This window comes from Streptomyces sp. S063, assembly GCF_002832675.1.
Lineage (GTDB): Bacteria > Actinomycetota > Actinomycetes > Streptomycetales > Streptomycetaceae > Streptomyces > Streptomyces sindenensis.
Genome location: NZ_CP021707.1, coordinates 5,197,132 through 5,221,124, shown reverse-complemented (window position 1 = coordinate 5,221,124; position 23,993 = coordinate 5,197,132). Strand labels below are relative to the sequence as shown.

The window sequence follows — 23,993 nt, the reverse complement described above, 5'->3', positions numbered from 1 at the left end:
GAAGGCGACGGCAGCACGGACACAAGGCGGTGGCCCGGGGATCGGCTCCCCGGGCCACCGCCCGTTTTCGGTCACACGAGGAGCGTCAGCGCAGTTCCGGGTCCATCTCGATCACGCTGTACGGGTACGGGAGCGCCTGGTCGCTCGCCGCGGTGAGCAGGGCCGCGTCGGCCGGGTCCAGGTCCAGGTCCGCGGCCCCCAGGTTGGTCTCCAGCTGCTCCGGGGTGCGCGCGCCCACGATGGGGGCGGTGACGCCGGGTCGGCCGAGCAGCCAGGCGAGGGCCAGCACCGGCACCGCCAGGCCCGTGCGTCCCGCGACCTCGTGCAGGGCGTCCAGCACCCGCCAGGTGCGCTCGTCGCCCTCGTACGCGCTCCAGGACTCGCCCCAGCCGAGCCGCTCGGCGGTCTCCACGCGGGTGCCCGTGGGCGGGCGCTCCGCACCGCGCCGGATCGCGCCGCTCAGCCAGCCGCCGCGCAGCGGGCTCCAGGGGATGACGCCGAGGCCCTCGTTGCGGCTGACCTCCAGCAGTTCCCACTCGGCGGAGCGGTCCAGCAGGTTGTAGAGCGGCTGGAGGGCGGTGAAGGGCTCCCAGCCGTTCGCACGGCTGAGGTCGACGGCCTTCTGGAGCTGCCAGCCGGAGAAGTTGCTGGCCCCGATGTAGCGCACCTTGCCGGAGGTGACCAGGGCGTCCAGCGTCGCGAGGGTCTCCTCCAGCGGGGTGCCGGGATCCCAGGCGTGCACCTGGTAGAGGTCGATGTGGTCGGTGCCCAGCCGTCGCAGGCTCGACTCGACCCCGGCGATCAGGTGCCCCCGGCCCAGACCTCGGTCGTTCTGGCCTTCCCCGGTGCCGTACCGGACCTTGGTGGCGATCACCACGTCGTCGCGGCGCTGTCTCTTCAGCCAGCGGCCGAGGATCTCCTCGGAGGCTCCGGCGGAGTAGATGTCGGCGGTGTCCACGAAGGTGCCGCCCGCCTCTGTGAAGCGGTCCAGCAGGGCGTGGCTGGTGGCCTCGTCGGCCTCCCGGCCGAACGTCATGGCGCCCAGGCAGAGTTCACTGACCCGCAGGCCGGTCTTGCCGAGGTAGCGGTAACGCATGGTGGGTTCCTTCGTCGTGGTGGTGGACACGGAGGGCGGCCGGGGGCCGTTCGTCCGGTTCGGCGAGTGACACGGACACCTCCTGGACGCAGTGGTCGGACAGTCCGCGCGGATCGCGGAAGCGGTAGCTGTGCACGCGGGCGCCCGGTGTGCTGAGCACCCAGTCCAGCCGCCACCAGCGCAGGCCCGGGCGGGGCTGCCAGGAGACGGGGCAGACCTTTCCGGCCAGGGCGACGGCATCGGCGCCCAGGCGGGCGATGCGGCGGGCGTCCCCGATCGCGGCGGTGGTGTTGAAGTCCCCGGCGATCAGGGCCGGATGGGGGCAGCCGGCGACGTCCGCGAGGAGTCCCCGGTACTCCTGCCGCCGGTCGGCGGCCCGGGAGCGGACCGCGCGGTAGAAGTCTGCGCGCAACGGGCTGATCAGCCGCAGCTGTACCGGGATGTGGACGTTGAACGTGGCGAGAATCCGACCGCCGCCGGGCATCTCCAGATCCACCCGCAGGGTCCGGCGAGCGGCCGTCTCGACGGTCGCGGCGACCGGAAGGCGGGACAGGGTGATCAGGCCGCGGGCGATGACGGCCTCGTGATCGGGGAAGGCCGCGCGCAGCCGCCGCTCGTCGTCGATCAGCCGGTAGGTGCCGTCGAACCGGTCGTGGTGGTACTCCTGGAGGAGGTAGACGTCAGCGTCGAGCTCGCGCAGGAAGGTGTAGAACGGCTCGGGGTCGGTGCTCTGGCACCAGTGCTGGGTGTTCCAGGAGACGATGCGCACGGCCCCGTCCGGCGGGGGGCGGCGCGCTCCCCTTACCAGTGCGCCGGGCACCAGACCGGACTGCCGGGCCCCCAGCAGCAGAGCCGCGGCCGCCACCGCTCCGGCCGCGGGGTCCCCCGTCACCCCGGCGAGCGCCAGGAGCAGGGCGGGCACCACGACGAAGAGGGGCGGCGGCAGCAGCGAGGGCAGCAGCCAGAACCACCAGCGGCCGTTGAGGGCGAGGTGGGCGGCGAGGAATCCGGCCCAGGCCAGCGCGGCCCACAGCGGCGGGCCCGGCACCCCCGCAGCCGCGTTCGCCAGGGCCCCGCCGAGGGCGACGGCCGTCATCACGCGGGGGCTCCCTGGACGCCCCGCCGTGCCCCGGCCTCCCGGAACAGGGCGTCGTAGGCGTCCAGGCAGTGGTCCGTCCCGTACCGGGCACGGGCAGCGCGGCCTCCCTCGGCGCGGCGCTCCGGCGGGTAGGCGGCCACCTCGCGCAGGGCCGCGGCCAGGGCGTGGGCGTCGCCGGGCGGGAAAAGACGGCCGAAACCCGTCTCCGTCACCGGGACGCGCATCCCCGGGGCATCGCTCGCGACCGAGGGGACGCCGAGCATCATCGCCTCCGCCTGCGAGATGCCGAAGGACTCCTCGGCGACGGACGGGAGGGCGAAGGCGTCCAACGAGGCGTAGAACCCCGCCACCTGCTCATCGGGGAGGAAGCCGGTGAAGCGGATGCGGGCGTCGTCCCCGGCACGGGCGCGCAGCGCCCCGACGACGCTGCCGCCGGCGACCTTGGAGTAGTCCCCCGCGATCAGCAGCCGGGCCTCGGGGTCCGGGAAGGTCCGGAAGGCGTCGACCAGATGGTGCAGCCCCTTCTCCGGGGCGATCCGCCCGAGGAAGCCGATGTGCGGGCCCGTCGTCTCGCGGAAGGCGGCGGGCGCGGGCTCGCGCTCCCGGCAGGGCGGCGCGATGGAGAGCAGACGGCGTTCGCGCATCAGGGGCCAGTGGCGTGAATGCTCCGCGTGGTCCGCGTTGTTGACGACGACGGCCGCCGAGCGGCGCAGCGCCCCGGCAACCGAGGCGTCGACCACCCTGACCTGGAGCGGGGCGAGCGCGCCGCCGGGCAGCCAGACGTCGTCGTGGTGGGTGGCGACGACCGGGGTGTCTCCGGCGAGCCGGGCGACGATCCCGGCCTCCAGCATCGGCAGATGGAGGTTGACGACCCGGGAGGCGCGGGCGACCCGTCCGGCGAGCGGGGCGAAGGCGGGGCTGACCGCGCCGCGTCCGACGCGGGCGACGACCGGGGCGCGGAACACCTCCACGCCGTTCACGGTCTCCCGCGCGGGGTGTCCGGGTTCGTGTCGGCAGGCGACGACGGCGACCCGGCGGCCCCGCGCGGCCAGCCCTTCGGCGACCGTGCGCGCCACTTCGGTGAGCCCGCTGGTGTACGGGAGGTAGTAGGTGAGCACGATCGTCGCGTCGAAGCGGGGCGAGCGCGCGGAGCGCCGGGTCATGACCGGTCCTCCTCGGTGGCCGGGGCGGTGGTGGCCCCGGAGGCGGGCAGGGAGAGGTCCAGCTCGATCAGCCGGTGGGTGGAGAGCGCGGCGGGCGGGTCCTGGACGGACTGCCGGTGCAGGTCCACGCGGGGCGACACGAACGCCCAGTCGAGCCGCCAGAGGGCCGGGCCGCTCACCGGGAACGTCGCCGGGTACACCGAGTCCCCGGCGTCGGCGGCGTCCCGCAGTCCGTCGAACCAGCGCAGATCCCCGGTGCCCGGCAGCACGTTGAGGTCCCCGGCGAGGACCACCGGGTTCTCGTTGACGTCGAGGTCGTCGCGCAGAGCCCGGAAGTGGCGGTCGCGGCGGTCGGAGAGCTGCCGTACGGAGCGGTGGTAGGAGGCGGTCAAGGGGTTGCGGTCGACGTTCAGCAGATCGGGCAGGTGCGTGTTGTAGAGGGACAGGGTCTCGCCGTCCACCTCGATGTCGGTGCGCAGGACGCGGATGTTCCAGTAGTCGGCCCAGGAGGTGTCCGGCGGGGCGAGGCCGTCGGGCCGCAGCGCCCGCACCGAGGTGATCGGGAAGCGGGACAGGGTGAGGAACTCCCCCTCGGTGGCGATGTGGAAGCCGGGGAACTCCTTTCGGATCCGGGCCAGGTCATCGATCGGGGCGGGCTCGTCGCCCCGGGCGTTCTGGTACTCCTGCAGGAGGTAGACGTCGGCGGAGTGGGACTTCAGGTAGCCGTAGAAGGCGTCGGTGTCGCTGTCCTGGTCCCAGAAGAAGGTGTTCCAGTTGACCACCTTCAGGGCGCCCGGGGGCACGGCCGGCTGTCCGCGCAGCAGCGCCCCGGGGTGCAGCCCGGTCTGCCAGGAGCCCAGCAGGAGCGAGACCAGGACGACGCCCACGGCCGCCCGTCGTCGGTGGCGGATCAGCGCGGCCGGGATCAACAGGACGAGCGGGAGGAGGAGATGGAGGACGGGTGGGGCGAGCCCGAGCCCGTTCCACGCCCACCACCGGCCGCTGAGGAGCGCGCGGGCGGCGACGAACAGGGCCCACAGCACGGCTACGGCGAGCAGCAGCCGGCCGGGCCACCGGCCGGCGTCCCTCTCCCGCTCTCCCGGTTGGCGGGCGTCGGCCGCGTCCGGGTCCGCGGGGGCGGCGCTGTCCGCCGCCAGGCCCCCCGTCATGGCGTGGCCCGTACCGTGGCGAGGTGGGCCCCCGGCTCGTACAGGCGCCGGAAGCGGCGGGAGGCCAGCCACTGGAGGACACCGACGCCCGCGCCCACCGCGATGACCGCGTTGACGACGGTGTGCGCGAAGGCGAAGTAGGCGGCGAACAGGGGGCCCCTGCGGCCCAGCACGAAGCGGTACAGGGCGGTGTCGGCAAGCAGCGCGAGGGCGAGCAGGGCGGCGGGGACCAGCAGCCAGGGAGCGGCGAGCAGGCCGAGCGGCAGGGTGATCAGGGCGAGCAGGGCCGCGACGCTGGCCCCGGCCCGGGGTCCGGTGGCGATGCCGCCGGGAAGGTCGCCCCGGCGCACGTACAGCGGGATGTGCAGCCGGGTGCGGTGGAAGACCTTGCGCAGCACGACCCGCCAGGTGTCGTCGTGGTCGTGCCGGCCCCGGACGGCGGTGGAGCTGTGGACCTCGTAGCTCCGGCAGATGCGGGCGGCGTAGTCGCCGTCCTCGGTGTGGCGCAGCCGGGGGTTGAAGGGGCCGATCTCGGCGAAGACACGGGCGGGCATGGCGCAGATCGCGGTGTGCAGGGTGCCGATGCGGCCCTCGGTTTCGGCCAGCCAGTAGAACTGGTGCAGGCAGCGGTACTCCTCGATCAGGCTGTCGCGGATGAGGGGTTCGGCGTCGTAGGTGCCGCAGACCGCGCCGATGCGGGGGTCCGAGTCGAGCAGGGCGACGGCGTTGGCGATCGCGTCCGGTTCCATCGCCACGTCGGAGTCGACGAACACGACGATCTCGCCCCGGGCGTGGGCCGCCCCCGTGTTGCGGGTGGTGGCGACCCCGCTGTTGACGCCGGTGCTGATCACCCGTACCCCGCAGGCCTCGGCGACGGCGACGGAGTCGTCGGTGGAGCAGTCGTCGACGAGCAGCACCTCCAGGGGCTCGTAGGTCTGGGCGAGGGCGGCGCGCAGGCAGAGTTCCAGGGCGCGGCCGTAGTTGTAGTTGGGGATGACGATGGAGACGAGGGGATGCTTCCGGTTCATGGGTCGCCTTCGGGCGGTCGGAGGGGCGGACGGGCGGGCCGGACGGAGACCGTCAGCCGGAGGGGTGCGTGAGGAGGGCGAGGGCGACGAGAACCGCCCACAGGCCGGCGTTGACGAGGGTCACGCGGTCCCGGAGGAGGACGTGGACGGGGTTGCCGCCGCCCTCCTCGACCAGGAGGAGCTGGAGGTAGCGGGCGAGGCCGAAGACGGCGCAGGGGGCGGAGAGCAGGATGACGAAGGAGGCCCCGGCGGCGAGCGCCGCGTCGTCGCGGAGGTAGAGGACGTAACTGACGGCGGTCAGCGCGGCGACCAGGACGACGAGGTGGTCGAGGAAGGCGAGCGTGTAGCCGCGCAGGGCGGGGCGGTGGGCGCGGCCCGCCGCCGTCATCTCGTGCCGCCGTTTGCCGAGGGACAGCATCAGGCAGAGCGAGAAGACGCAGAGCGCCAGCCATTCGGAGAGCCGGCCTCCGATGAGCAGCGCCCCCTGGAGGAGCCGGAGGACGAAGCCGGTCGCCACGATGAAGGCGTCCACCAGCGGTACGTGCTTGAGCCCCTGGGAGTACGCGAGACTCAGCGCCAGGTAGAGGGCGGTGGGCCACCACTGCCAGGCGGGACCGGCCACCGCCCAGCCGGTCAGCGAGAGGGCGAGGAGCCCGGTCAGGACGGTGGCGGCGGCCGGGGATACGCGGCCGGAGGCGATCGGGCGGTGGCGTTTGACCGGGTGCAGGCGGTCCCGCTCGCGGTCTGCGAGGTCGTTGACGACGTAGACGACGGCGGAGGCGAGGGTGAAACCGAGGATCGCCCAGCCGGTGCGCAGGAGTTCGGCGGCCCCCCAGGGGTGGGTGTCGAGGAGTGCGAGCGGGACGACGGCCAGGTTCTTCACCCACTGGCCGGGGCGCACCAGTGCGAGCAGGTCACGGGGACGGCTGCGGCGGCGTTCCTCCGGTACGGCGGTGGGGGCGGCGGCCGTCTCCGGTCGGTCGTGGGCGGGCGGGGACAGAGCGGTGAGGTCGGTGGGCTCGGGCAGAGACGTCAGGTGGGCGGGCTCGGACAGAGCCGTCAGATCGGCGGGCTCGGTCAGAACCGTGAGGTCGACGGGTTCGGGTTCGGGCGGGACTGCCACCACGCGCGGGGGCGCGGGGGACGACCGGGTGATGTCCACGGCAGGGCTCCAGGGGATCAGAAGAAGACCTTGGCCAGGCCGAGCGCCCCTTGGCGCCACGGGTCCCGGCTGGTCCGGCCGGCTCCGGGAGCGGGGGCGCCGCCCCGCCGCTGGGTCCGCCACCACGCGTAGGTGGAGAGGATGGCGTCCTGGTTGGAGAGCGCGGGACGGAAGCCGAGGCGCTCGGTGGCCCGGGCGATGTCCACGTAGCTGTCGTCGAGGAGCTTGAACAGCAGCCTCCCGTAGACCGGGGAGAGCTTGGTGCGCTCGAGTGCGCGCAGGACCGCGAGTGCCGGTGCTGCCGGCAGCGGGACCACGCGTCTGCCGTGCCCGGCCGCGTCCAGCACGGCCTGGAAGTCCTCGCGCAGGGTGCCGAATTCGGCGGCGCCCAGGTTGTAGACGTCGTTCGCGACCTCGGGCGGGGCGTGCAGGGCGAGCACCACGGCGTCGACCAGGTCGGCCATGCCGAACATCTGGATGCGGACGTCGCCCCGGCCCAGGACGGGGAAGTTGCGCCGTTCCTCGGCCCATTCGAAGAGCATCGAGAAGAGGCCCATCCGGCCGGGTCCGAGGAAGGTCTTGGGGCGCAGGACCGGCAGGCACATCCCGCGCCCCCGGAACTCCTCGCAGACCTCCTCGGCCTCGGCCTTGGCGCTGCTGTACGGGTCGACGGGCTCGCGGGGGTGGTCCTCCGGGGTGGGGACCCGCTTCGGCAGCCCGTAGACGGCGGTGGAGGAGATGTGCACGACCCGTTCGACACGGGCCCGATGAGCGGCGGTCAGGACGGCCCGGGTGCCGTCGACGGTGATCGAGCGGATCTGGTCGACGGGGTAGGAGGGCAGGGCGGCGGCACAGTGCACCAGCGCGTGGGCTCCGTCGAAGGCGCGGGCGAGCGCGGCCCCGTCCCGGATGTCGGCGACGATGTGCCGGGCGCCGGCGGGCGGGCGGGGGTCCTCGCGCAGGTCGATCCCGACGACGTCGTGGCCGTCGGCGGCGAGCCGGGCGACGAGGTGGGAACCGAGCATGCCCGCGGCGCCGGTCACGGCGATGGTCAGGCCGCCCATCGGGACACCGCCTTGTCCTTGAAGAAGGCGGTGAGAAGCCGGTTCATGCCCTTGGCCAGGGTCCGGTCGAAGGCGTCGAGGAAGATCTCCACCTCGTCGGGGCCCGCGACCAGGCAGGGGGCGGCCACCAGGGGGCTGCGGCCGTTGAGCGTGTAGTACATGTACACGTCGTGGTCGTGGTACATCGCGTTGACGACCGCGCAGGTGATGACCTTGGTGCGCAGCAGCGGGTCGCGGGCGAGGCCGCCGGGGGCGATCTTCGCGGCGAGGTCCAGGAGGCGGGGGCCGCCGTCGAGGAAGATCCCGTACAGCGCACCGGCGCCCCGGACGTCGGCGATGAGGTCGGGGTACTGCTTGCGCAGCCTCTCCAGGCCCGGCTTCAGGACGCGTTCGATGGCGCGGGCGCGGGCCGGGTAGTCGTCCTCGACCGCGATGTTGACGGCTTCCAGCGCGGTGGCGGTCTCTTCGCCGAAGCCGTAGTAGGTGGTGCTGGTGGACTGGAGCATGGCGTCGCCGAGGCTGTCGTAGGCCGTACGGAAGACGGGCTCGCGGGCGACGAAGGCGGAGATGGAGGACTTGCCGCCGCCGAAGGACTTCGAGGTGGTCACGACGTCCGGGACCAGGTCCGGGTAGCGCATGAAGTGGAAGAGGCTGCCCGTCTTGCCCCACCCGGTGTAGATCTCGTCGAAGATCAGCACGATCTTCTCGGCGGTGCACAACTCCCGCAGCCCGCGCAGGAACTCCTCGGAGCACTCGGTCATGGTGGAGGCCGAGAAGGGCTCGATGAGGATCGCGTAGACGTCGCAGCGCCCCTTGGCGTCGCGGGCCCCGGCGACCGCCTGCCGTACGGAGTCGAGGTCGCCGTACCGGAAGGCGGAGACACCGGGGATGCCGGGGAAGGCGAAGGCGTTCTGGGCGCTGCCGGTGAGGCTGCCCGAGCCGAGCAGCTTGCCGTGGAAGCTGATGTCGGCGTGCAGGATCTGCCGGCGGCGGCCTCCGTGGAACTTGTACGCGAGTTTCACCGCGCCCTCGACGGCTTCCGCCCCGGAGTTGGGGAAGAAGGAGAGGTTCAGGTCACCGGGGAGGAGCCGGGCGAGGTTGTGGCCGAGGGCGGCGATGTAGGGCGAGAAGTAGGTCTTGTGTACCTCCATCCGGCGCTGTTCCTGGAAGCGGCGGCGGGCGGCGAGGACGCGCGGGTGGTTGTGGCCGTGGTTGAGGACGCCGACGCCGCCGGTGAAGTCGAGGATCCGGCGGCCGTCCCGGGTGTGGATCCAGGACCCTTCGGCGTGGTCGACGAGTTCGCGGCCGAAGCCGAAGGAGGTCATCAGGGAGACCTGGCTCTTGTTGACGTGGGACCGGTACAGCTCGTGCACCTGGCTCGTCGACAGTCGTTCGCAGTCGTCCACGGTGAGCAGGGGGGTTGCGTCGGAGGTCATGCGGCTCCTTCCCGGAGCGCGGGTCGGGGGGCGGGCAGGGGTCCGGCGGCGCGGGCCCAGGCGAGAGCGGCGCCGGTGACGGCGACCTCGCTGAGCACGCAGACGAGCCGGCTGGCGATGACGGCGGCGGTGGCGGCGGAGAGCGGCATGACCGCGCCCAGGGGGGCGAGGAGGACGAGCTCGCGCGCTCCCCAGCCGTCGGGCAGGACGAAAGCGAGGCTCCCGGCGACGGTGGCCAGGGCGAAGCCGCCGACGCAGACGGGCAGGGAGAGCAGCGGCGGGGCGCCGAGCAGGACGGCGATGACCCACAGGTGGAGTCCGGAGACCGCCCAGGAGGCGCACGCCCAGCCGATGGAGAGCCGCAGGGCGCGGGGCGAGCTGTCGGCGGCCCCGGCGGAGCGGCGGGTCAGCCGCATCGTCCACGCGACGAGCCGGCCCACCCAGCCGGGCCGGGCCACGGCGGCCGCGGCGACCAGCACGAGCGGGGCGAAGACCCAGGCGCCCGCGCCGAACACGGCCGGGGCGACGAGGAGTCCGGCGGTGGCCCCGGTGGTCATCCCGATGACGAGGCCGAGTCCGAAGGCGGCGATCATCCGCTCGGGGGTGATGCCGACGGCCTTGCCGAGCTGGACGTGGGCGAGGACGCCCCAGATCCGGCCGGGGACGAACTTGGCTATGACGCCGATGAAGAAGATGCGGGCGGTGTCGCTGGTACGGGCGGGGGAACCGCCGTCCACGACCAGGACCCGCCAGGAGAGCATCGACAGGACGAGTCCGGCGGCGTTGGCGGCCACGGCCGCGCTCAGCAGGAGCGCTCCCCCGGGCCGGCCGGCGGCGTCGGCCAGCTCCGTTCCGGCCGCGCGGAGCGAACCGCCGACGGCGAAGCAGGTGGCCGCGACGAGGACGAGCGCGGCGGCGGGACGCAGCACCCGGGCCCACCGGGAGGGACGGGACGCGGCTTTTGGCGCCGCCCCGTCCACGGGTTCGGCGTCCCGCAGCGGTCCTCGGGACCGTACGGCTTCCGGCTCCTGGTTCAGCCCGGCGCTCACGGTGCCGCCGCCGGGGCCGGATCGTCGCTACGGGCGCGGCGGCCCCGCGCCGAGGGGCCGAAGCGCGGGTCCACCAGCCAGCGCACGCCGCCGGCCACCGCGCCGAGCACGAGGGCCAGGTGCACCGCGAAGTGCAGCGCGGTGAAGCGGAGCAGGAAGGGCCACCCCTGACGGCGCGCCACGAAGCGGGACAGGCCCACGTCCGCCAGGGCGAAGGCCGCTGCGCAGGCGAGCGGCACCGCGAGGAGCCAGGGGGTGAGCAGGGCGAGCGGCAGCGTGAGCGGGACCAGGCCGGCGGCGAGCACGCCGCCCGTACGGTTGGCCCGCAGTCCGCCGCCGCGCCGGCGTTCCACGGCGGCGACGGGGACGAGGAGCTGGGAGCGGCGGTACTGCTCGGCGAGCATCGGCAGCAGCCGGTCCACGTCGTCGTGGCGGCCGGTCACCCGTTCGCTGAGCCGGATGCGGTGGGTGGCGGCGAGGCGGTCGCTGTACTCGACGTCCTCGGAGTCGCGGAGGTTCTCGTCGAAGGGCCCGGTCGCCTCGAAGACGGAGCGCTCGATCGCGGCCAGCGCGAAGAAGGCGGTGCCGACGACTCCGGCGCTGCGGCGCCGCCAGAAGTGCGCGTGCAGGCAGTGGTAGACCTCCACCGGGCCGTCGTCGAAGAGCGGTTCGGGGTCGAGGACGCCGTGGACGCAGCCGGTCTCCGGATCGTCCATGAGCAGGTCGACGGCGTTCTCGATCGCGTCGGGGGCCAGGGCTATGTCGGAGTCGAGGAAGAACAGCACCTGCCCGGTGGAGGCGGCGACGCCCAGGTTGCGGGCGGCGGAGACCCCGCCGTTCTCCGGGCGGGCCACCAGGACGCACGGGAAGGTGCGGGCGATGTCGCGGGAGCCGTCGGTGCTGGCGTCGTCCACGACGACCACGTCCAGCGGGCGCAGGGTCTGGGCGTAGACGGACTCCAGGCAGGCCCGCAGGGTCTTCTCGTAGTTGTGGTTGGGGATGATCACTGACACGGAGGGGCGCTCCCGTGGCATGGCGGGTCCGGTCCTTTCGGTTCGGGGGATCGGTGCGGGCCCGGGCGGGCGAAGACGCCGCCCAGTGCGGCGGGCCGCCAGTCGAGGGAGGAGGGCCCTGCGGCGCACAGGGCGGCCAGGAGGTGCTCCAGCGCGGCCAGTTCGGCCTGGAGGGGGTCGGGACTCTCCATGTAGAGCGCGGCGCGGACCGTGCCGTCCGGGCCCTCGACGACGTACACATGGACCGGTCCGGGCGTGTGCGGTCCGGCCCGGACGTGGCGGGAGCGCAGCCAGCGCGCCAGGTCGCGGGCTGTCCACCGGTCGGTGCGCGGGGGCCCGGTGCACACGAGGAGCGCGGTCACCAGGAACACGGAGGCGTCCCGTTCCCCCGGGTCACCCCCAGGAGAAGCCGTCCCGGGCCGAGGCGGCGCACAGGGCCGCCCCGCGGGCGGGAGAGCCGGCGGTCGCCGCGTGGCGGAAGGCAGGGAGGGGAAACGCCCGCATGGGAAAGACTCCTCGGAACGTAGCGGTGTGTGAATGACGTGTGACGGCCAGATCCTGTCGCCATCGCCGCGCCGGGGGCCACGGTTACCGGGTGGCCGAAAGCTGCGGGGCAGCAGAGTGCCAGCCGGGGGAACGGCCTCACGGGGCCCGCTGCCTGGGACGATGTGGTGGCGGCAGCAAACTGCCAGGCACCTTGCGGCCATCCGCCGCCGACTTCGGGGCACCTTGCGGTCATCGCCGGGGCTCGCCTTTTCCGGCCCTGAACGCCCCGCTGGGCCCATCCATCCCGTGGACCTGGTCTATACCTTCACAACGCACCGCCCCTACACTCGCGCCCGGCGCTGAAGGGGCGTCCCGCACCGGCGTGCGGGGACGGCGTGACATCTGCGGGGGAGCCAGGGATGTTAGAGGTGCTGGGGCTGGACGCGCGGACGGAGCTGGTCTACCGGCTCGTCCTGGAGGAACCGGAACTGCGGCTCGACGAGATCGTGGCCCGGCTGGGGCGGAGCGAGGACGATGTGCGCCGGGCCCTGGACCAGTTGGCGGAGCTGTGCCTGCTGGACGACGGCCCCCACGGGGCGGAGCAGGGCCCGCCGGTCTTCCGGGCCCTGGACCCGGCGACCAGCCTGCCGTTCCTCCTCTCCCGCCGGGAGGCCGAACTGGCACGGCAGCAGCGGGGGCTCGAAGTCGCCCGGGACGCGATGTCGGCCCTCACCACGGACCGGGGGCGGCGGGCCGGCGGCGGATTCGACGCCGTCAAGCGGCTGGAGGGGCTCGACGCGGTACGCGAGCGGCTGACCGAACTGGCCGAGCTGGCCAGGACGGAATGCCTCTCGTTGCTGCCCGGCGGCGCGCAGTCCCCGGACACGCTGGAGGCGAGCTGGCCCCTCGACCGGCGGGCGCTGGAGCGCGGGGTGCGGCTGCGCAGCATCTACCAGGACAGCTTCCGCAACGACCCGCCGACCCTGCGCTACGTGAACCGGCTGGGGTCGCTCGGCGCGGAGAACCGGACGCTGCCGACACTGCCCCTGGTCATGGTGGTGGTGGACGGTGAGGTGGCGCTGGTGCCGCTGGACCCCGACGACGGGCGGGCGGGCGCCCTGGAGTTGCGCAGCAAGGGGGCGGTCGCGGTGGCCCGGATGCTGTTCGAGCAGCTGTGGGTGAACGCCACCCCGCTCGGCTCCGCTCCCGCCCGCGACGACAACGGGCTGACCCCGCAGGAGGACGAGTTGCTGTCGCTGCTGGCGAAGGGGCACACGGACGCGACCGCGGCCCGCCGCCTGGGGGTGTCGCTGCGTACCGTACGCCGGATGAACGCGGAGCTGACGGCCCGGATGCAGGTCCGCAGCAGGTTTCAGGCGGGTGCGGAGGCGGCCCGCCGGGGCTGGGTCTGAGCGGCCCGCGCCCAGTGAACCGGGTCGGCGTGCCGCCCGTGTCCTGTTGCGACACATCACCGTTGCCGGACCGCAATGCGGACAGGGGGTGACGCTGGTCGGACGCGTCCCATAGATTTCCTGCCCATCGCACCGGTGATCAGCGAGGGGACGGAGCACCACATGGCGGAATCACCCACACCAGCACCACCTGTCTCACCGGCATCGGGGCGGCGAGGGCCGACCCCGAAGTCCATAGCCGTCTGGAGCCTGGTGGCCCTGGCCGGCGCCATCGGCTGGGCCACTCTCGCGCTCTCGCGGGGTGAAGAGGTCTCCGCCGCCTGGATGCTGGCGGCGGCCCTCGGTTCGTACGCCATCGCGTACCGCTTCTACTCCCGCTTCATCGCCAACCGGGTGCTGAAGGCCGACAAGAACCGCGCGACCCCGGCCGAACGGCTGGACAACGGTGTCGACTTCCATCCCACCGACCGCCGGGTGCTGTTCGGCCACCACTTCGCCGCCATCGCCGGCGCGGGGCCCCTGGTCGGCCCCGTGCTCGCCGCGCAGATGGGATATCTGCCCGGCACGATCTGGCTCGTCGTCGGCGTCATCTTCGCCGGCGCCGTCCAGGACATGGTGACGCTCTTCTTCTCGACCCGCCGCAACGGCCGTTCGCTCGGTCAGATGGCGCGCGACGAGATAGGGCCGGTCGGCGGGATCGCCGCCCTCGTCGCGGTCTTCATCATCATGATCATCCTGCTCGCGGTCCTCGCGCTGGTCATCGTGAACGCGCTCGCGCACTCCCCGTGGGGTGTCTTCTCCATCGGCATGACGATCCCGATCGCCCTCTTCATGGGCGTCTATCTGCGCATCCTGCGGCCCGGCAAGGTCAGCGAGGTCTCCGTCATCGGCGTCGCGCTGCTGCTCCTCGCGATCGTCGCGGGCGGCTGGGTCGCCGAGTCGTCCTGGGCGGACTTCTTCACGCTGGAGCCGGGCACGCTGGTCATCTGGATGGTCGTGTACGGGTTCCTCGCCTCCGTGCTCCCCGTATGGCTGCTGCTGGCCCCGCGCGACTACCTCTCCACCTTCATGAAGGTCGGCACGATCGCGCTGCTCGCCCTCGGCGTGGTCGTCGCGCTGCCGACCCTGAAGATGCCCGCCGTCACCGACTTCGCCACCAACGGCCAGGGGCCGGTCTTCGCCGGCTCGATGTTCCCGTTCGTCTTCATCACCATCGCCTGCGGCGCGCTCTCCGGCTTCCACTCCCTGGTCTCCTCCGGCACCACGCCGAAGATGGTCCAGAAGGAGACGCAGATCCGGATGATCGGCTACGGCGCCATGCTGGTCGAGTCGTTCGTCGCGATCATGGCGATGATCGCCGCCTGCATCATCGACCCCGGCCTCTACTTCGCCATCAACGCGCCCGTCGGTGTGATCGGCGACAGCGTCCAGTCCGCCTCCCAGGCCGTGGCCAACTTCGGCTTCACCATCACCCCGGACGCCCTGGCCCAGGCCGCCAAGGACGTCGAGGAGGCGAGCCTGCTCTCCCGGACCGGTGGGGCGCCCACCTTCGCGCTCGGCATGTCGGAGATCTTCTCCGCGGTGGTCGGCGGAACGGCGATGAAGGCGTTCTGGTACCACTTCGCCATCATGTTCGAGGCGCTCTTCATCCTCACGACCGTGGACGCCGGGACCCGGGTCGGGCGCTTCATGCTCCAGGACATGCTGGGCAACGCCTACAAGCCGTTCCGCGAGGTCAGCTGGAAGCCGGGCGTCTGGTTCGCCAGTGCCGTCGTGGTCGGCGGCTGGGGCTACTTCCTCTGGGTCGGTGTGCACGACCCGCTGGGCGGCATCAACCAGCTCTTCCCGCTCTTCGGCATCGCCAACCAGCTGCTGGCCGCCGTCGCGCTGGCCGTCTGCACCACGCTGCTCGTCAAGTCCGGCCGGCTGAAGTGGGCGTGGGTCACCGCGGTCCCGCTCGCCTGGGACGTGGCGGTCACGCTCACCGCGAGCTGGCAGAAGATCTTCTCCGACGACGTGAAGATCGGCTTCTTCGCCCAGCGCGACAAGTACCAGGCGGGCATCGACGCGGGCGAGGTGCTGGCCCCCGCGAAGTCCATGGACGACATGCGGACCGTCGTCACCAACTCCACGGTCGACGGGGTGCTCAGCGCGCTCTTCGCCCTCCTCATCATCGTGGTGCTCGTGGACGCCGGCCGGGTCTGCTACAAGGCCATCCGCGACCCGGAGAGCGTCAAGCTCCACGAGACGCCGTACGTCGAGTCCAAGCTCGTCGCCCCGGCCTCGCTCTTCGCCACCAAGGAGGAGAAGGCCGAACTGCTCGCCGCCGGCGTCGGCCCCGAGGGCGGCATCCGCAAGGAGCCGGCGGAGACGGGGAGCCGGACATGACGCTCGCGGACGTACGACGGGTGGCCGGACGGATCCGCTGGTACGTCCGTGAGCTGACCGGCGAGTCCACGTACGACCGCTATGTGGCGCACGCGAGGGCGCACGATCCGGAGGCACAGGTGATGACCCGCCGCGCCTTCGAACGCAGCCGCACGGACGCCCGCGAGGCGGATCCCCGCGAGGGCTTCCGCTGCTGCTGAGCACCGCCGGCCGCACCGGGGCCGCCGCATCCCGTCCAGGGGCGCGGCGGCCCCTTTCCGTGGCCCCTTTCCGTGCCCCCCGTCCGGCCTCGGGCGCGCGGGACACGGCGCCCTCACCGTAGATAAGGATGTGCCCATGACATCGCGCTCCCGATCACCCCGGCTCCGGCCCCTCCACCTGACCACGACGCTGACCATGGCCCTGGCCCTGGCCCTGGCCCTGACCCTGACGGCGACGGGCTGCGGCACCGAGCCGGCACCCGACACCCGAGCGGCGGGCCCGAGCGGTTCGGCCGATCCAGCACCCGACCGGGCGGAGTTGGAGGCACGGGCGAGCGCCGCCCAGCTCGTCGCGGAGCATGTGTGGGTGACCGAGGCCGCGGGGTACGCCCTGGCCCGCCAGTCGGTCGGGGTGCTCGGCGACGACGGATTCGGCAGCGTCTACACCGAGCCGGAGGGCGGGCAGATCAAGCTGTCGGTGGAACGCCTCCCGCACGCCGACGCCGACTGCACGGACGGGCCCGCGGCGGGCGGCGGCCAGGAGCCCCTGGTGACGTGCGAGCGGGACGGCGAACAGTGGTACCGGGCCACGGAGTCGGGTCATGCGTACGCCCGGGAACAGGGTGACCTGGTGGTGACGTTGAGCGGGACACGCCGGGAGGTGGACCGGGCGACGCTGCGGTCGGCGGCCCTGGCCGCCCATCGCGCCGACGACGACGAGCTGGACCGGGTCCTGCCGCCCGCCGGGGAGACCGCCGGGCGGCAGCCGGTCGAGCGCGGTGATCTGCCGCCGGTCGGCGACGGCGCGCCGAACAACGAGGTGGGAGCGAGCGGCTGATGGATCTGACGATCAGAGTGGCGGAGCCCGCCGAGTACGGCGTGCTCGGCGGGATCGTCGCCGAGGCGTATCTCGGCGACGGCCTGCTGGACGGGCCGCAGGACCCGTATCTCGTCAAACTGCGGGCGGTGGAGCAGCGGGCGGCCGAGGCGGAGGTGCTGGTCGCGCTCGACGCGGACGGGGCGGTGCTCGGCGGTGTGACGTATGCCGCTCCCGGCACGCCGTGGCGTGACATCGCCGGTCCGGACGAGGCCGAATTCCGGATGCTGGCCGTGGCTCGTGCGGGGCGCGGACGGGGCGTGGGCGAGGCTCTCGTGCGGGCGTGCGTCGAGCGGGCCCGGTCGACGGAGGGTGTCCGGGCGCTGGTGCTGTCGACGCAGCCGGGCATGCTCTCGGCCCATAGGATCTACCGTCGGCTCGGCTTTCTCCGGACCCCCGAACGGGACTGGGAGCCGGTGCCGGGCCTGCGGCTCATGACCTTCCGGCTGCCGCTGGAGGCGGTGTCCTGAGGGGCACATGAAATCGACGCGACACAACATGTGGGGGCCGCAGCTTCTGGCGGCCCCCACATGTATGCTCGACCTCGCTGTCGCCGCAGGGGAATCCGGTGCGAATCCGGAACTGTCCCGCAACGGTGTGATCAGTGTGCTTTTGCGCACCTGCAAGTCCGAAGACCTGTCGACAGCGCGTCCGGCTCGACCGAACCGGATGCCAGACGTCCGGGCCTCGCGGATAGGCCGGTGGACGCCGTCAGCGGTGCTGCCCCGACCCGGGTTTCGCGCTGCCCGGCTTCCCCTCCTTCCGCCGGCCCCCTGCCGAGCGAGGGAAAGCCCCGTGACCATCGCGCCCGCCGATCCGGTTTCAGCCACCGAATCCGCCGTGTCCGCAGCGTCCACCACGGCCGGGAAGGCCTCCGACGACGGACCCGGGACCGCCCTGCTGCGGACCCTGACCGACCTCACCGTCGATCTTCCCGACACCGACCCCGGACGGGTCGCCGCCGCAGCCCTGCGCGGGCGCAACGCCCGTTCCGACGAGGCCGAGCTGCGCTCGCTGGCCACCGAGGCGGCGGCGGGGCTGATCTCCGAGGACCCGGCGTACTCCCGGCTGGCCGCCCGGCTGCTGACCCTCTCGATCGCCGACGAGGCGGCCGGCCAGGGCGCGACGTCCTTCTCCGCCTCGGTCGCCGTGGGCCACCGCGAGGGCCTGATCGCCGACCGCACCGCCGCCTTCGTCCAGCTGCACGCGAAGGCGCTGGACGAGCTGGTCGAGCGGACGCTGGCCGAGGGCGCGGACGACCGCTTCGGCTACTTCGGTCTCCGTACGCTGCACAGCCGCTACCTGCTGCGCCACCCGATCACCCGGCAGGTCATCGAGACCCCGCAGCACTTCATGCTGCGCGTGGCCGCGGGCCTGGCCGAGGACGAGTCGGTGCGGGCGCTGGACGAGGTCGCCGCGCTCTACGGGCTGATGAGCAAGCTGGACTACCTCCCCTCCTCCCCCACCCTGTTCAACTCCGGCACCCGGCACCCGCAGATGTCCTCGTGCTATCTGCTGGACTCGCCGAAGGACGAGCTGGACTCGATCTACGACCGCTACCACCAGGTGGCGCGGCTCTCGAAGCACGCGGGCGGCATCGGTCTGTCGTACTCCCGCATCCGCGCCCGGGGTTCGCTGATCCGGGGCACCAACGGGCACTCCAACGGCATCGTGCCGTTCCTCAAGACGCTGGACGCCTCGGTGGCGGCGGTGAACCAGGGCGGCCGGCGCAAGGGCGCGGCAGCGGTCTACCTGGAGACCTGGCACGCGGACATCGAGGAGTTCCTGGAGCTCCGCGACAACACCGGTGAGGACCAGCGGCGTACGCACAACCTGAACCTGGCGCACTGGATCCCGGACGAGTTCATGCGCCGGGTCGAGGCGGACACCGAGTGGTCCCTGTTCTCCCCGGCGGACGTGCCCGAGCTGGTCGACCTGTGGGGCGACGCGTTCGACGAGGCCTACCGGGCGGCCGAGGCCGAGGGGCTGGCCCGCAAGACGATCCCGGCGCGTGAGCTGTACGGCCGGATGATGCGGACCCTCGCCCAGACCGGCCAGGGCTGGATGACATTCAAGGACGCCTCCAACCGGACCGCGAACCAGACCGCCGAGCCGGGGCGGGTCGTGCACTCGTCGAACCTGTGCACGGAGATCCTGGAGGTCACCGACGACGGCGAGACGGCCGTCTGCAACCTGGGCTCGGTCAACCTCGGCGCGTTCGTCAGAGACGGCTCGATCGACTGGGACCGCCTGGACTCCACGGTCCGTACGGCCGTGACCTTCCTGGACCGGGTCGTCGACATCAACTTCTACCCGACCGAGCAGGCCGGGAACTCCAACTCCCGCTGGCGGCCGGTGGGCCTGGGCGCGATGGGCCTCCAGGACGTCTTCTTCCAGCTGCGGCTGCCCTTCGACTCGCCCGAGGCGCGCGCGCTCTCCACGAAGATCTCCGAGCGGATCATGCTGGCCGCGTACGAGGCGTCCTGTGATCTCGCCGAGCGGTCGGGCCCCCTGCCCGCCTGGTCCGAGACCCGGGCCGCGCGCGGGGTGCTGCACCCCGACCACTACGACACCGAGCTGAACTGGCCGGAGCGCTGGGACGCCCTGCGTGCCCGGGTCGCGAAGACCGGTATGCGCAACTCGCTGCTGCTGGCCATCGCGCCGACCGCGACGATCGCCTCGATCGCCGGTGTGTACGAGTGCATCGAGCCGCAGGTCTCCAACCTGTTCAAGCGCGAGACGCTCAGCGGTGAGTTCCTCCAGGTCAACGCCTACCTGGTGGACGAGCTGAAGAAGCTCGGCGTGTGGGACGCCCGCACCCGTGAGGCGCTGCGCGAGGCCAGCGGCTCGGTGCAGGGCTTCGCGTGGATCCCCGATGACGTGCGGGCGCTGTACCGCACGGCGTGGGAGATCCCGCAGCGCGGTCTGATCGACATGGCGGCGGCGCGTACGCCGTTCCTCGACCAGAGCCAGTCGCTCAACCTGTTCCTGGAGACGCCGACGATCGGCAAGCTCTCCTCGATGTACGCGTACGCCTGGAAGCAGGGGCTGAAGACGACGTACTACCTGCGTTCGCGCCCGGCGACCCGGATCGCCCGTGCCGCGTCCGGCCAGGCGTCGGCCGCCGCCCCCATTCCCGTACAGCAGGCGCAGGCGCCCGACGCGGACGCCATCGCCTGCTCCCTGGAAAACCCCGAGTCCTGCGAGGCCTGCCAGTAATGAGCACCACCGCCCAAGAGAAGAACCTGCTCGACCCGGGATTCGAGCTGACCCTGCGCCCCATGCGCTACCCGGACTTCTACGAGCGCTACCGGGACGCGATCAAGAACACCTGGACCGTGGAGGAGGTCGACCTCCACTCGGACGTCGCCGACCTCGCGAAGCTGTCGCCGGGCGAGCAGCACATGATCGGCCGGCTGGTGGCGTTCTTCGCGACCGGTGACTCGATCGTCTCGAACAACCTGGTCCTGACGCTGTACAAGCACATCAACTCCCCCGAGGCGCGGCTGTACCTGTCGCGGCAGCTCTTCGAGGAGGCCGTGCACGTCCAGTTCTATCTGACGCTGCTGGACACCTATCTGCCCGACCCGGACGACCGGGCGGCGGCGTTCGACGCGGTCGAGGAGATCCCCTCGATCCGCGAGAAGGCGCAGTTCTGCTTCAAGTGGATGGACTCGGTCGAGAAGATCGAGCGGCTGGAGACGAAGGCGGACCGCCGTCGCTTCCTGCTGAACCTGATCTGCTTCGCGGCCTGCATCGAGGGGCTGTTCTTCTACGGCGCGTTCGCCTACGTGTACTGGTTCCGCTCGCGCGGCCTGCTGCACGGTCTCGCCACGGGCACCAACTGGGTGTTCCGTGACGAGACGATGCACATGAACTTCGCGTTCGAGGTCGTGGACACGGTCCGCAAGGAGGAGCCGGACCTCTTCGACGACGAGCTCCAACAGCAGGTCACCGACATGCTGAAGGAGGCCGTCGACGCGGAGCTGCAGTTCGGCCGCGACCTGTGCGGCGACGGACTGCCGGGCATGAACACCGAGTCGATGCGCGAGTACCTCCAGTGCGTCGCCGACCAGCGGCTCGCCCGCCTCGGCTTCCCGACGGTGTACGGATCGGAGAACCCGTTCTCCTTCATGGAGCTGCAGGGCGTCCAGGAGCTGACGAACTTCTTCGAGCGCCGTCCGTCCGCCTACCAGGTGGCCGTCGAGGGCTCGGTCGGGTTCGACGACGACTTCTAGGCCCGTTCCGGACTGCGGACGAGAAGAGGCCCCACCGTGCTGCTGAGCACGGTGGGGCCGTCCGGGTCCGGGTCCGCGTCCCCATCACGGCACGACGAGGACCGGCCGACCGGAAAATGGTTGGACTAGACCAAGACTCCGTGTGCACACTCTCGGATCGACTGCGCCCCGCGGGGCCGACTCGCTCCAGGAGAGGCGTGCATGCCCGTCATCGAAGTGGCAGACCTGGTCAAGGAGTTCAGCCGACCCAAACGGCAGGAGGGGGCCTTCGCGGGCATCCGCACGCTGCTGACCCGTGAGCAGATCGTCAAGCGTGCCGTCGACGGCGTGAACTTCACGGTCCAGCAGGGCGAGATGGTCGGCTATCTCGGCCCCAACGGCGCGGGGAAGTCCACCACCATCAAGATGCTCACCGGCATCCTCGTGCCCACCTCCGGCACGGTCACGGTCGCCGGTGCCACACCCTGGCGGGACCGGTCCCGCAACGCCCGCCGGATAGGCGTGGTCTTCGGCCAGCGCAGTCAGCTCTGGTGGGACCTGCCGCTGCGCGATTCACTCTGGCTGATCGGCCGTCTCTACGACGTGCCGCGGGCCCGGTTCCACGAGAGGCAACGGGAGTTCAGCGAGGTGCTCGACCTCGGTCCGTTCCTCGACACCCCCGTCCGCCAGCTCTCCCTGGGCCAGCGGATGCGCGGCGACCTCGCCGCCGCGATGCTCTACGACCCGGACATCCTCTACCTGGACGAGCCGACCGTCGGGCTCGATGTCATCGCCAAGGAGCGGATACGCACCTTCGTCGGGGAGCTGAACCGGGAATCGGGTACGACGGTCGTCCTCACCACCCATGACCTGGACGACGTCGAGGAACTCTGCGACCGGATCGTCCTCATCGACCACGGGAAGGTCGCCTACGACGGCGCGGTGGACGAGCTGAAGACCCGTTACGCCCCGCACCGCGAACTCGTGGTGCAGACCGACCGGCTGGAGAGCGTCGAGGGCGCGGAGGTCGTCCGCCGGGAGGACGGCAGGGTGTGGCTGCGCTTCGACCCTGTCCGCACCCCGCCCGCCGAACTGGTGGCCGCCGTGCTGGAGCGGCACCGGGTGACCGACCTGTCGATCGTGGAACCCGAGCTGGAGAGCGTCATCCACCGGATCTACGCGGACCGCGGATGACCGCCCCCACGGCCCCGGCCGCCCCGCAGACGTTGCCCGCCACCGCGAAGCGGCCGCCCGGGACGCTGCTCCGGGCCCATCTCGCCTGCGCCCGGATGGAGTTCCGCGCCGCGCTCACCTATCGCACGGCCTATCTGTCGTCCTTCGCGATGATGCTGCTCCAGATCTGGTTGCTGACGGTGGTCTGGAAGGCGCTCTACGACGGCCGCGCCGAGGTGGACGGACTCGGCCTCACCACCATGACGGCGTACGCGACGCTGACGACGCTTCAGTACCAGCTCGTCAGCCCGTGGCGGTCCTCCCCCATCGACCAGCGGGTCCGGGAGGGCAAGGTCGCCGTGGACCTGCTGCGGCCCGTCGGCTTCCCCGGGCAGATGCTCGCCGGCCAGCTCGGGTGGGCATCGGCCGCGGTCCCGGTCCTGCTGGTGGCGCTGCCGTTCGCGCTGCTGATCGGCGCGGGCCGGGCGCCCGCTTCCCCGGCGGCGGGGTTCGCCTACCCCGTGGCCCTGCTGGGCGCGCTGCTCGTGAACCAGCTGCTCGGGCTGCTGCTCGGCATGGTCTCCTTCTGGACCCTGGAGGTGAGCGGCGCCCTCATGGCCTACCGCTTCGTCGCACAGTTCTTCTCCGGAGCCCTGGTCCCGCTGTGGTTCATGCCAGGACCGGTCAGGACGGCCGCGGAGTGGCTGCCCTTCCAGGCCACCGCGTACACCCCGGCGGCCGTCTACCTGGGCCGGATCGAGGGGTTGGGCATCGTGGCCGCCCTCGGGGTCCAGCTCGCGTGGATCGGCGCACTCGGCGCGCTGGCCGCGTTCGTCTGGTCGCGCGCCCGGCGCCGCGTCATGTCGCAGGGGGGATGAGGGGCGATGCGAGGTCCACGGGTCTATCTGCTGCTGGCCGGTGCGGCGTTCCGGGCCGAGTTCCAGTACCGGGGGAACCTGTTCATCAACATCATCGGCGGCCTGTTCTACCAGGGCGTCGGGCTGGCCTTCATCTGGGCGGTGCTGGACCGCTTCGGGCAGGTCGGTGGCTGGGGACTGGGCGAGATCGCCTTCCTCTACGGGATCAGGCTCACCGCCCACGGGCTGTGGCTGCTCCCCGGTCACCAGCTGATCCACGTCGACGAGGTCGTCATCGAGGGCGAGTACGACCGCTATCTCGTCCGTCCGGTGCCGCCGCTGGTCCAGCTCCTCACCCGCAGGGTGCGGCTGAGCTCGCTCGGCGACCTGGCGGGCGGGGTGGTCCTTCTGTCCATCGCCTCGGCCTCGGCACCGGTCGACTGGTCACCGGGAGCCGTCTGCTTCCTCCTGCTCGCCGTGGCGGGCGGTGCACTGGTGGAAGGATCACTGCAACTGGCCGCCTCCGCCCTGGTCTTCAGGATGAAGAGGGTCTCCCCCATCAAGTTCGCCATCGACATGATCTTCAGCGACTTCGGCAACTACCCGCTGAAGATCTTCGGCCCGGTGGCCGGATTCGGGCTGACCTTCGTCTTTCCGCTGGCCTTCGTCGCCTATCTGCCGGCGACCGTGCTGATGGACCGTGAGGAGGAACTCGCCGTGCCGGAATGGCTCGCCTGGGGCGCTCCGGCCATCGGCGTCGTGCTCATGTACGCCGCGTACCGCTTCTGGGGGCGGCAGTCCCGCCATTACGAAAGCAGCGGGCATTGAGCGGGACCGCCGGGACCGCGGAGCGCCCCGTCGGCGTCGGCGTCGGGCGCGAACGTGAGGTCGAACGCCGGCACGGCCGGTCCGGGCCGTAGCCGGACCGGCAAGGCGCTCTCCGCTCCCCTGGACGCCACCTCCCTCCGTTCCGCGTCACGCAGCTGACGGTCGATACGGCGTTCGCGGGCGAAGCCGAGGACGGCAGGCGCGAGAACGAGGGCGAAAAGTGCTGCTACGACCAGGTAGTTCAGGAATGTGTTCATGCCTCTACTCTGGCCCACC

General features: G+C 72.1%; 22 protein-coding genes and 1 riboswitch. Of the genes, 10 read left to right on the top strand and 12 right to left on the bottom strand.

The window, feature by feature from the left end; genetic code table 11:
- Positions 1-85: 85 nt before the first annotated feature.
- The 11 genes from CCZ36_RS24270 to CCZ36_RS24220 are packed head-to-tail and all read right to left on the bottom strand — an operon-like array spanning position 86 to position 11,650.
- Positions 86-1,096 (bottom strand): aldo/keto reductase, encoded by a 1,011-nt coding sequence (locus tag CCZ36_RS24270; protein WP_069737554.1) that lies wholly within the window; start codon positions 1,094-1,096, stop codon positions 86-88.
- Positions 1,053-2,192 (bottom strand): endonuclease/exonuclease/phosphatase family protein, encoded by a 1,140-nt coding sequence (locus tag CCZ36_RS24265; RefSeq protein ID WP_128818546.1) that lies wholly within the window; start codon positions 2,190-2,192, stop codon positions 1,053-1,055. Before CCZ36_RS24265 ends, CCZ36_RS24270 begins: the two co-directional genes overlap by 44 nt.
- Positions 2,192-3,358: a glycosyltransferase family 4 protein gene (locus CCZ36_RS24260; RefSeq protein ID WP_128818545.1), complete on the bottom strand. Its 1,167-nt coding sequence runs from the start codon at positions 3,356-3,358 to the stop codon at positions 2,192-2,194. Before CCZ36_RS24260 ends, CCZ36_RS24265 begins: the two co-directional genes overlap by 1 nt.
- Positions 3,355-4,527, bottom strand: a complete 1,173-nt coding sequence (locus tag CCZ36_RS24255; RefSeq protein WP_128818544.1) for an endonuclease/exonuclease/phosphatase family protein — start codon at positions 4,525-4,527, stop codon at positions 3,355-3,357. Before CCZ36_RS24255 ends, CCZ36_RS24260 begins: the two co-directional genes overlap by 4 nt.
- Entirely contained in the window at positions 4,524-5,555 is a 1,032-nt protein-coding gene (locus tag CCZ36_RS24250) for a glycosyltransferase family 2 protein (RefSeq protein WP_069742872.1), read from the bottom strand. The genes CCZ36_RS24255 and CCZ36_RS24250 overlap by 4 nt, the downstream gene beginning before the upstream one ends.
- A gap of 52 nt (positions 5,556-5,607) precedes the next feature.
- A complete protein-coding gene (locus CCZ36_RS24245; RefSeq protein WP_069737549.1) occupies positions 5,608-6,717 on the bottom strand; it encodes a UbiA prenyltransferase family protein in 1,110 nt (369 codons plus the stop codon).
- 17 nt (positions 6,718-6,734) lie between these two features.
- Complete coding sequence (locus CCZ36_RS24240) at positions 6,735-7,781, bottom strand: NAD-dependent epimerase/dehydratase family protein (RefSeq protein WP_069742874.1); 1,047 nt, start codon at positions 7,779-7,781, stop codon at positions 6,735-6,737.
- Complete coding sequence (locus CCZ36_RS24235; RefSeq protein ID WP_069742875.1) at positions 7,769-9,217, bottom strand: aspartate aminotransferase family protein; 1,449 nt, start codon at positions 9,215-9,217, stop codon at positions 7,769-7,771. Before CCZ36_RS24235 ends, CCZ36_RS24240 begins: the two co-directional genes overlap by 13 nt.
- On the bottom strand, positions 9,214-10,266 hold the full coding sequence (locus CCZ36_RS24230; RefSeq protein WP_237302735.1) for a lysylphosphatidylglycerol synthase domain-containing protein: 1,053 nt from the start codon (positions 10,264-10,266) through the stop codon (positions 9,214-9,216). Before CCZ36_RS24230 ends, CCZ36_RS24235 begins: the two co-directional genes overlap by 4 nt.
- A complete protein-coding gene (locus tag CCZ36_RS24225; protein WP_128819715.1) occupies positions 10,263-11,273 on the bottom strand; it encodes a glycosyltransferase family 2 protein in 1,011 nt (336 codons plus the stop codon). The genes CCZ36_RS24230 and CCZ36_RS24225 overlap by 4 nt, the downstream gene beginning before the upstream one ends.
- Positions 11,270-11,650, bottom strand: coding sequence for a hypothetical protein (locus tag CCZ36_RS24220; RefSeq protein WP_069737545.1), 381 nt, complete (start codon positions 11,648-11,650; stop codon positions 11,270-11,272). The genes CCZ36_RS24225 and CCZ36_RS24220 overlap by 4 nt, the downstream gene beginning before the upstream one ends.
- A gap of 534 nt (positions 11,651-12,184) precedes the next feature.
- Between CCZ36_RS24220 and CCZ36_RS24215 the strand changes: the two genes are divergently transcribed.
- The 10 genes from CCZ36_RS24215 to CCZ36_RS24170 all read left to right on the top strand — a co-directional run bounded on the left by CCZ36_RS24215 (position 12,185) and on the right by CCZ36_RS24170 (position 23,717).
- Entirely contained in the window at positions 12,185-13,177 is a 993-nt protein-coding gene (locus CCZ36_RS24215; RefSeq protein WP_069737544.1) for a helix-turn-helix transcriptional regulator, read from the top strand.
- Positions 13,178-13,339: 162 nt separating this feature from the next.
- On the top strand, positions 13,340-15,565 hold the full coding sequence (locus CCZ36_RS24210; protein WP_069737543.1) for a carbon starvation CstA family protein: 2,226 nt from the start codon (positions 13,340-13,342) through the stop codon (positions 15,563-15,565).
- Positions 15,562-15,765 (top strand): YbdD/YjiX family protein, encoded by a 204-nt coding sequence (locus CCZ36_RS24205; RefSeq protein ID WP_069737542.1) that lies wholly within the window; start codon positions 15,562-15,564, stop codon positions 15,763-15,765. Before CCZ36_RS24210 ends, CCZ36_RS24205 begins: the two co-directional genes overlap by 4 nt.
- A gap of 136 nt (positions 15,766-15,901) precedes the next feature.
- The gene (locus tag CCZ36_RS24200; protein WP_128818543.1) at positions 15,902-16,603 is read left to right on the top strand and encodes a hypothetical protein; all 702 of its coding nucleotides are present in this window, start codon (positions 15,902-15,904) and stop codon (positions 16,601-16,603) included.
- Positions 16,603-17,112, top strand: coding sequence for a GNAT family N-acetyltransferase (locus tag CCZ36_RS24195; RefSeq protein ID WP_069737540.1), 510 nt, complete (start codon positions 16,603-16,605; stop codon positions 17,110-17,112). The genes CCZ36_RS24200 and CCZ36_RS24195 overlap by 1 nt, the downstream gene beginning before the upstream one ends.
- A gap of 64 nt (positions 17,113-17,176) precedes the next feature.
- Positions 17,177-17,300, top strand: a riboswitch (cobalamin riboswitch).
- Between the two features lie 137 nt (positions 17,301-17,437).
- Positions 17,438-19,861 (top strand): ribonucleoside-diphosphate reductase subunit alpha, encoded by a 2,424-nt coding sequence (locus CCZ36_RS24190; protein ID WP_069742879.1) that lies wholly within the window; start codon positions 17,438-17,440, stop codon positions 19,859-19,861.
- A complete protein-coding gene (locus tag CCZ36_RS24185; RefSeq protein ID WP_069737538.1) occupies positions 19,861-20,880 on the top strand; it encodes a ribonucleotide-diphosphate reductase subunit beta in 1,020 nt (339 codons plus the stop codon). The genes CCZ36_RS24190 and CCZ36_RS24185 overlap by 1 nt, the downstream gene beginning before the upstream one ends.
- Positions 20,881-21,081: 201 nt before the next feature.
- The gene (locus tag CCZ36_RS24180; RefSeq protein WP_069742881.1) at positions 21,082-22,053 is read left to right on the top strand and encodes an ABC transporter ATP-binding protein; all 972 of its coding nucleotides are present in this window, start codon (positions 21,082-21,084) and stop codon (positions 22,051-22,053) included.
- The gene (locus tag CCZ36_RS24175; protein WP_206515766.1) at positions 22,050-22,910 is read left to right on the top strand and encodes an ABC transporter permease; all 861 of its coding nucleotides are present in this window, start codon (positions 22,050-22,052) and stop codon (positions 22,908-22,910) included. Before CCZ36_RS24180 ends, CCZ36_RS24175 begins: the two co-directional genes overlap by 4 nt.
- A 6-nt stretch (positions 22,911-22,916) precedes the next feature.
- Complete coding sequence (locus CCZ36_RS24170; protein ID WP_069737536.1) at positions 22,917-23,717, top strand: ABC transporter permease; 801 nt, start codon at positions 22,917-22,919, stop codon at positions 23,715-23,717.
- Here CCZ36_RS24170 and CCZ36_RS24165 read toward each other — a convergent pair.
- Entirely contained in the window at positions 23,696-23,974 is a 279-nt protein-coding gene (locus tag CCZ36_RS24165) for a hypothetical protein (RefSeq protein ID WP_128818542.1), read from the bottom strand. The two genes, CCZ36_RS24170 and CCZ36_RS24165, sit on opposite strands and share 22 nt — an antisense overlap.
- Between the last annotated feature and the right edge of the window lie 19 nt (positions 23,975-23,993).

Excerpts from the sequence above, each read along its gene's own strand:
- CCZ36_RS24270 (WP_069737554.1), bottom strand. The coding sequence starts at position 1,096 with ATGCGTTACCGCTACCTCGGCAAGACCGGCCTGCGGGTCAGTGAACTC.
- CCZ36_RS24265 (WP_128818546.1), bottom strand. The coding sequence starts at position 2,192 with ATGACGGCCGTCGCCCTCGGCGGGGCCCTGGCGAACGCGGCTGCGGGG.
- CCZ36_RS24260 (WP_128818545.1), bottom strand. The coding sequence starts at position 3,358 with ATGACCCGGCGCTCCGCGCGCTCGCCCCGCTTCGACGCGACGATCGTG.
- CCZ36_RS24255 (WP_128818544.1), bottom strand. The coding sequence starts at position 4,527 with ATGACGGGGGGCCTGGCGGCGGACAGCGCCGCCCCCGCGGACCCGGAC.
- CCZ36_RS24250 (WP_069742872.1), bottom strand. The coding sequence starts at position 5,555 with ATGAACCGGAAGCATCCCCTCGTCTCCATCGTCATCCCCAACTACAAC.
- CCZ36_RS24240 (WP_069742874.1), bottom strand. The coding sequence starts at position 7,781 with ATGGGCGGCCTGACCATCGCCGTGACCGGCGCCGCGGGCATGCTCGGT.
- CCZ36_RS24235 (WP_069742875.1), bottom strand. The coding sequence starts at position 9,217 with ATGACCTCCGACGCAACCCCCCTGCTCACCGTGGACGACTGCGAACGA.
- CCZ36_RS24215 (WP_069737544.1), top strand. The coding sequence starts at position 12,185 with ATGTTAGAGGTGCTGGGGCTGGACGCGCGGACGGAGCTGGTCTACCGG.
- CCZ36_RS24210 (WP_069737543.1), top strand. The coding sequence starts at position 13,340 with ATGGCGGAATCACCCACACCAGCACCACCTGTCTCACCGGCATCGGGG.
- CCZ36_RS24205 (WP_069737542.1), top strand. The coding sequence starts at position 15,562 with ATGACGCTCGCGGACGTACGACGGGTGGCCGGACGGATCCGCTGGTAC.
- CCZ36_RS24200 (WP_128818543.1), top strand. The coding sequence starts at position 15,902 with ATGACATCGCGCTCCCGATCACCCCGGCTCCGGCCCCTCCACCTGACC.
- CCZ36_RS24195 (WP_069737540.1), top strand. The coding sequence starts at position 16,603 with ATGGATCTGACGATCAGAGTGGCGGAGCCCGCCGAGTACGGCGTGCTC.
- CCZ36_RS24185 (WP_069737538.1), top strand. The coding sequence starts at position 19,861 with ATGAGCACCACCGCCCAAGAGAAGAACCTGCTCGACCCGGGATTCGAG.
- CCZ36_RS24180 (WP_069742881.1), top strand. The coding sequence starts at position 21,082 with ATGCCCGTCATCGAAGTGGCAGACCTGGTCAAGGAGTTCAGCCGACCC.
- CCZ36_RS24175 (WP_206515766.1), top strand. The coding sequence starts at position 22,050 with ATGACCGCCCCCACGGCCCCGGCCGCCCCGCAGACGTTGCCCGCCACC.
- CCZ36_RS24170 (WP_069737536.1), top strand. The coding sequence starts at position 22,917 with ATGCGAGGTCCACGGGTCTATCTGCTGCTGGCCGGTGCGGCGTTCCGG.
- CCZ36_RS24165 (WP_128818542.1), bottom strand. The coding sequence starts at position 23,974 with ATGAACACATTCCTGAACTACCTGGTCGTAGCAGCACTTTTCGCCCTC.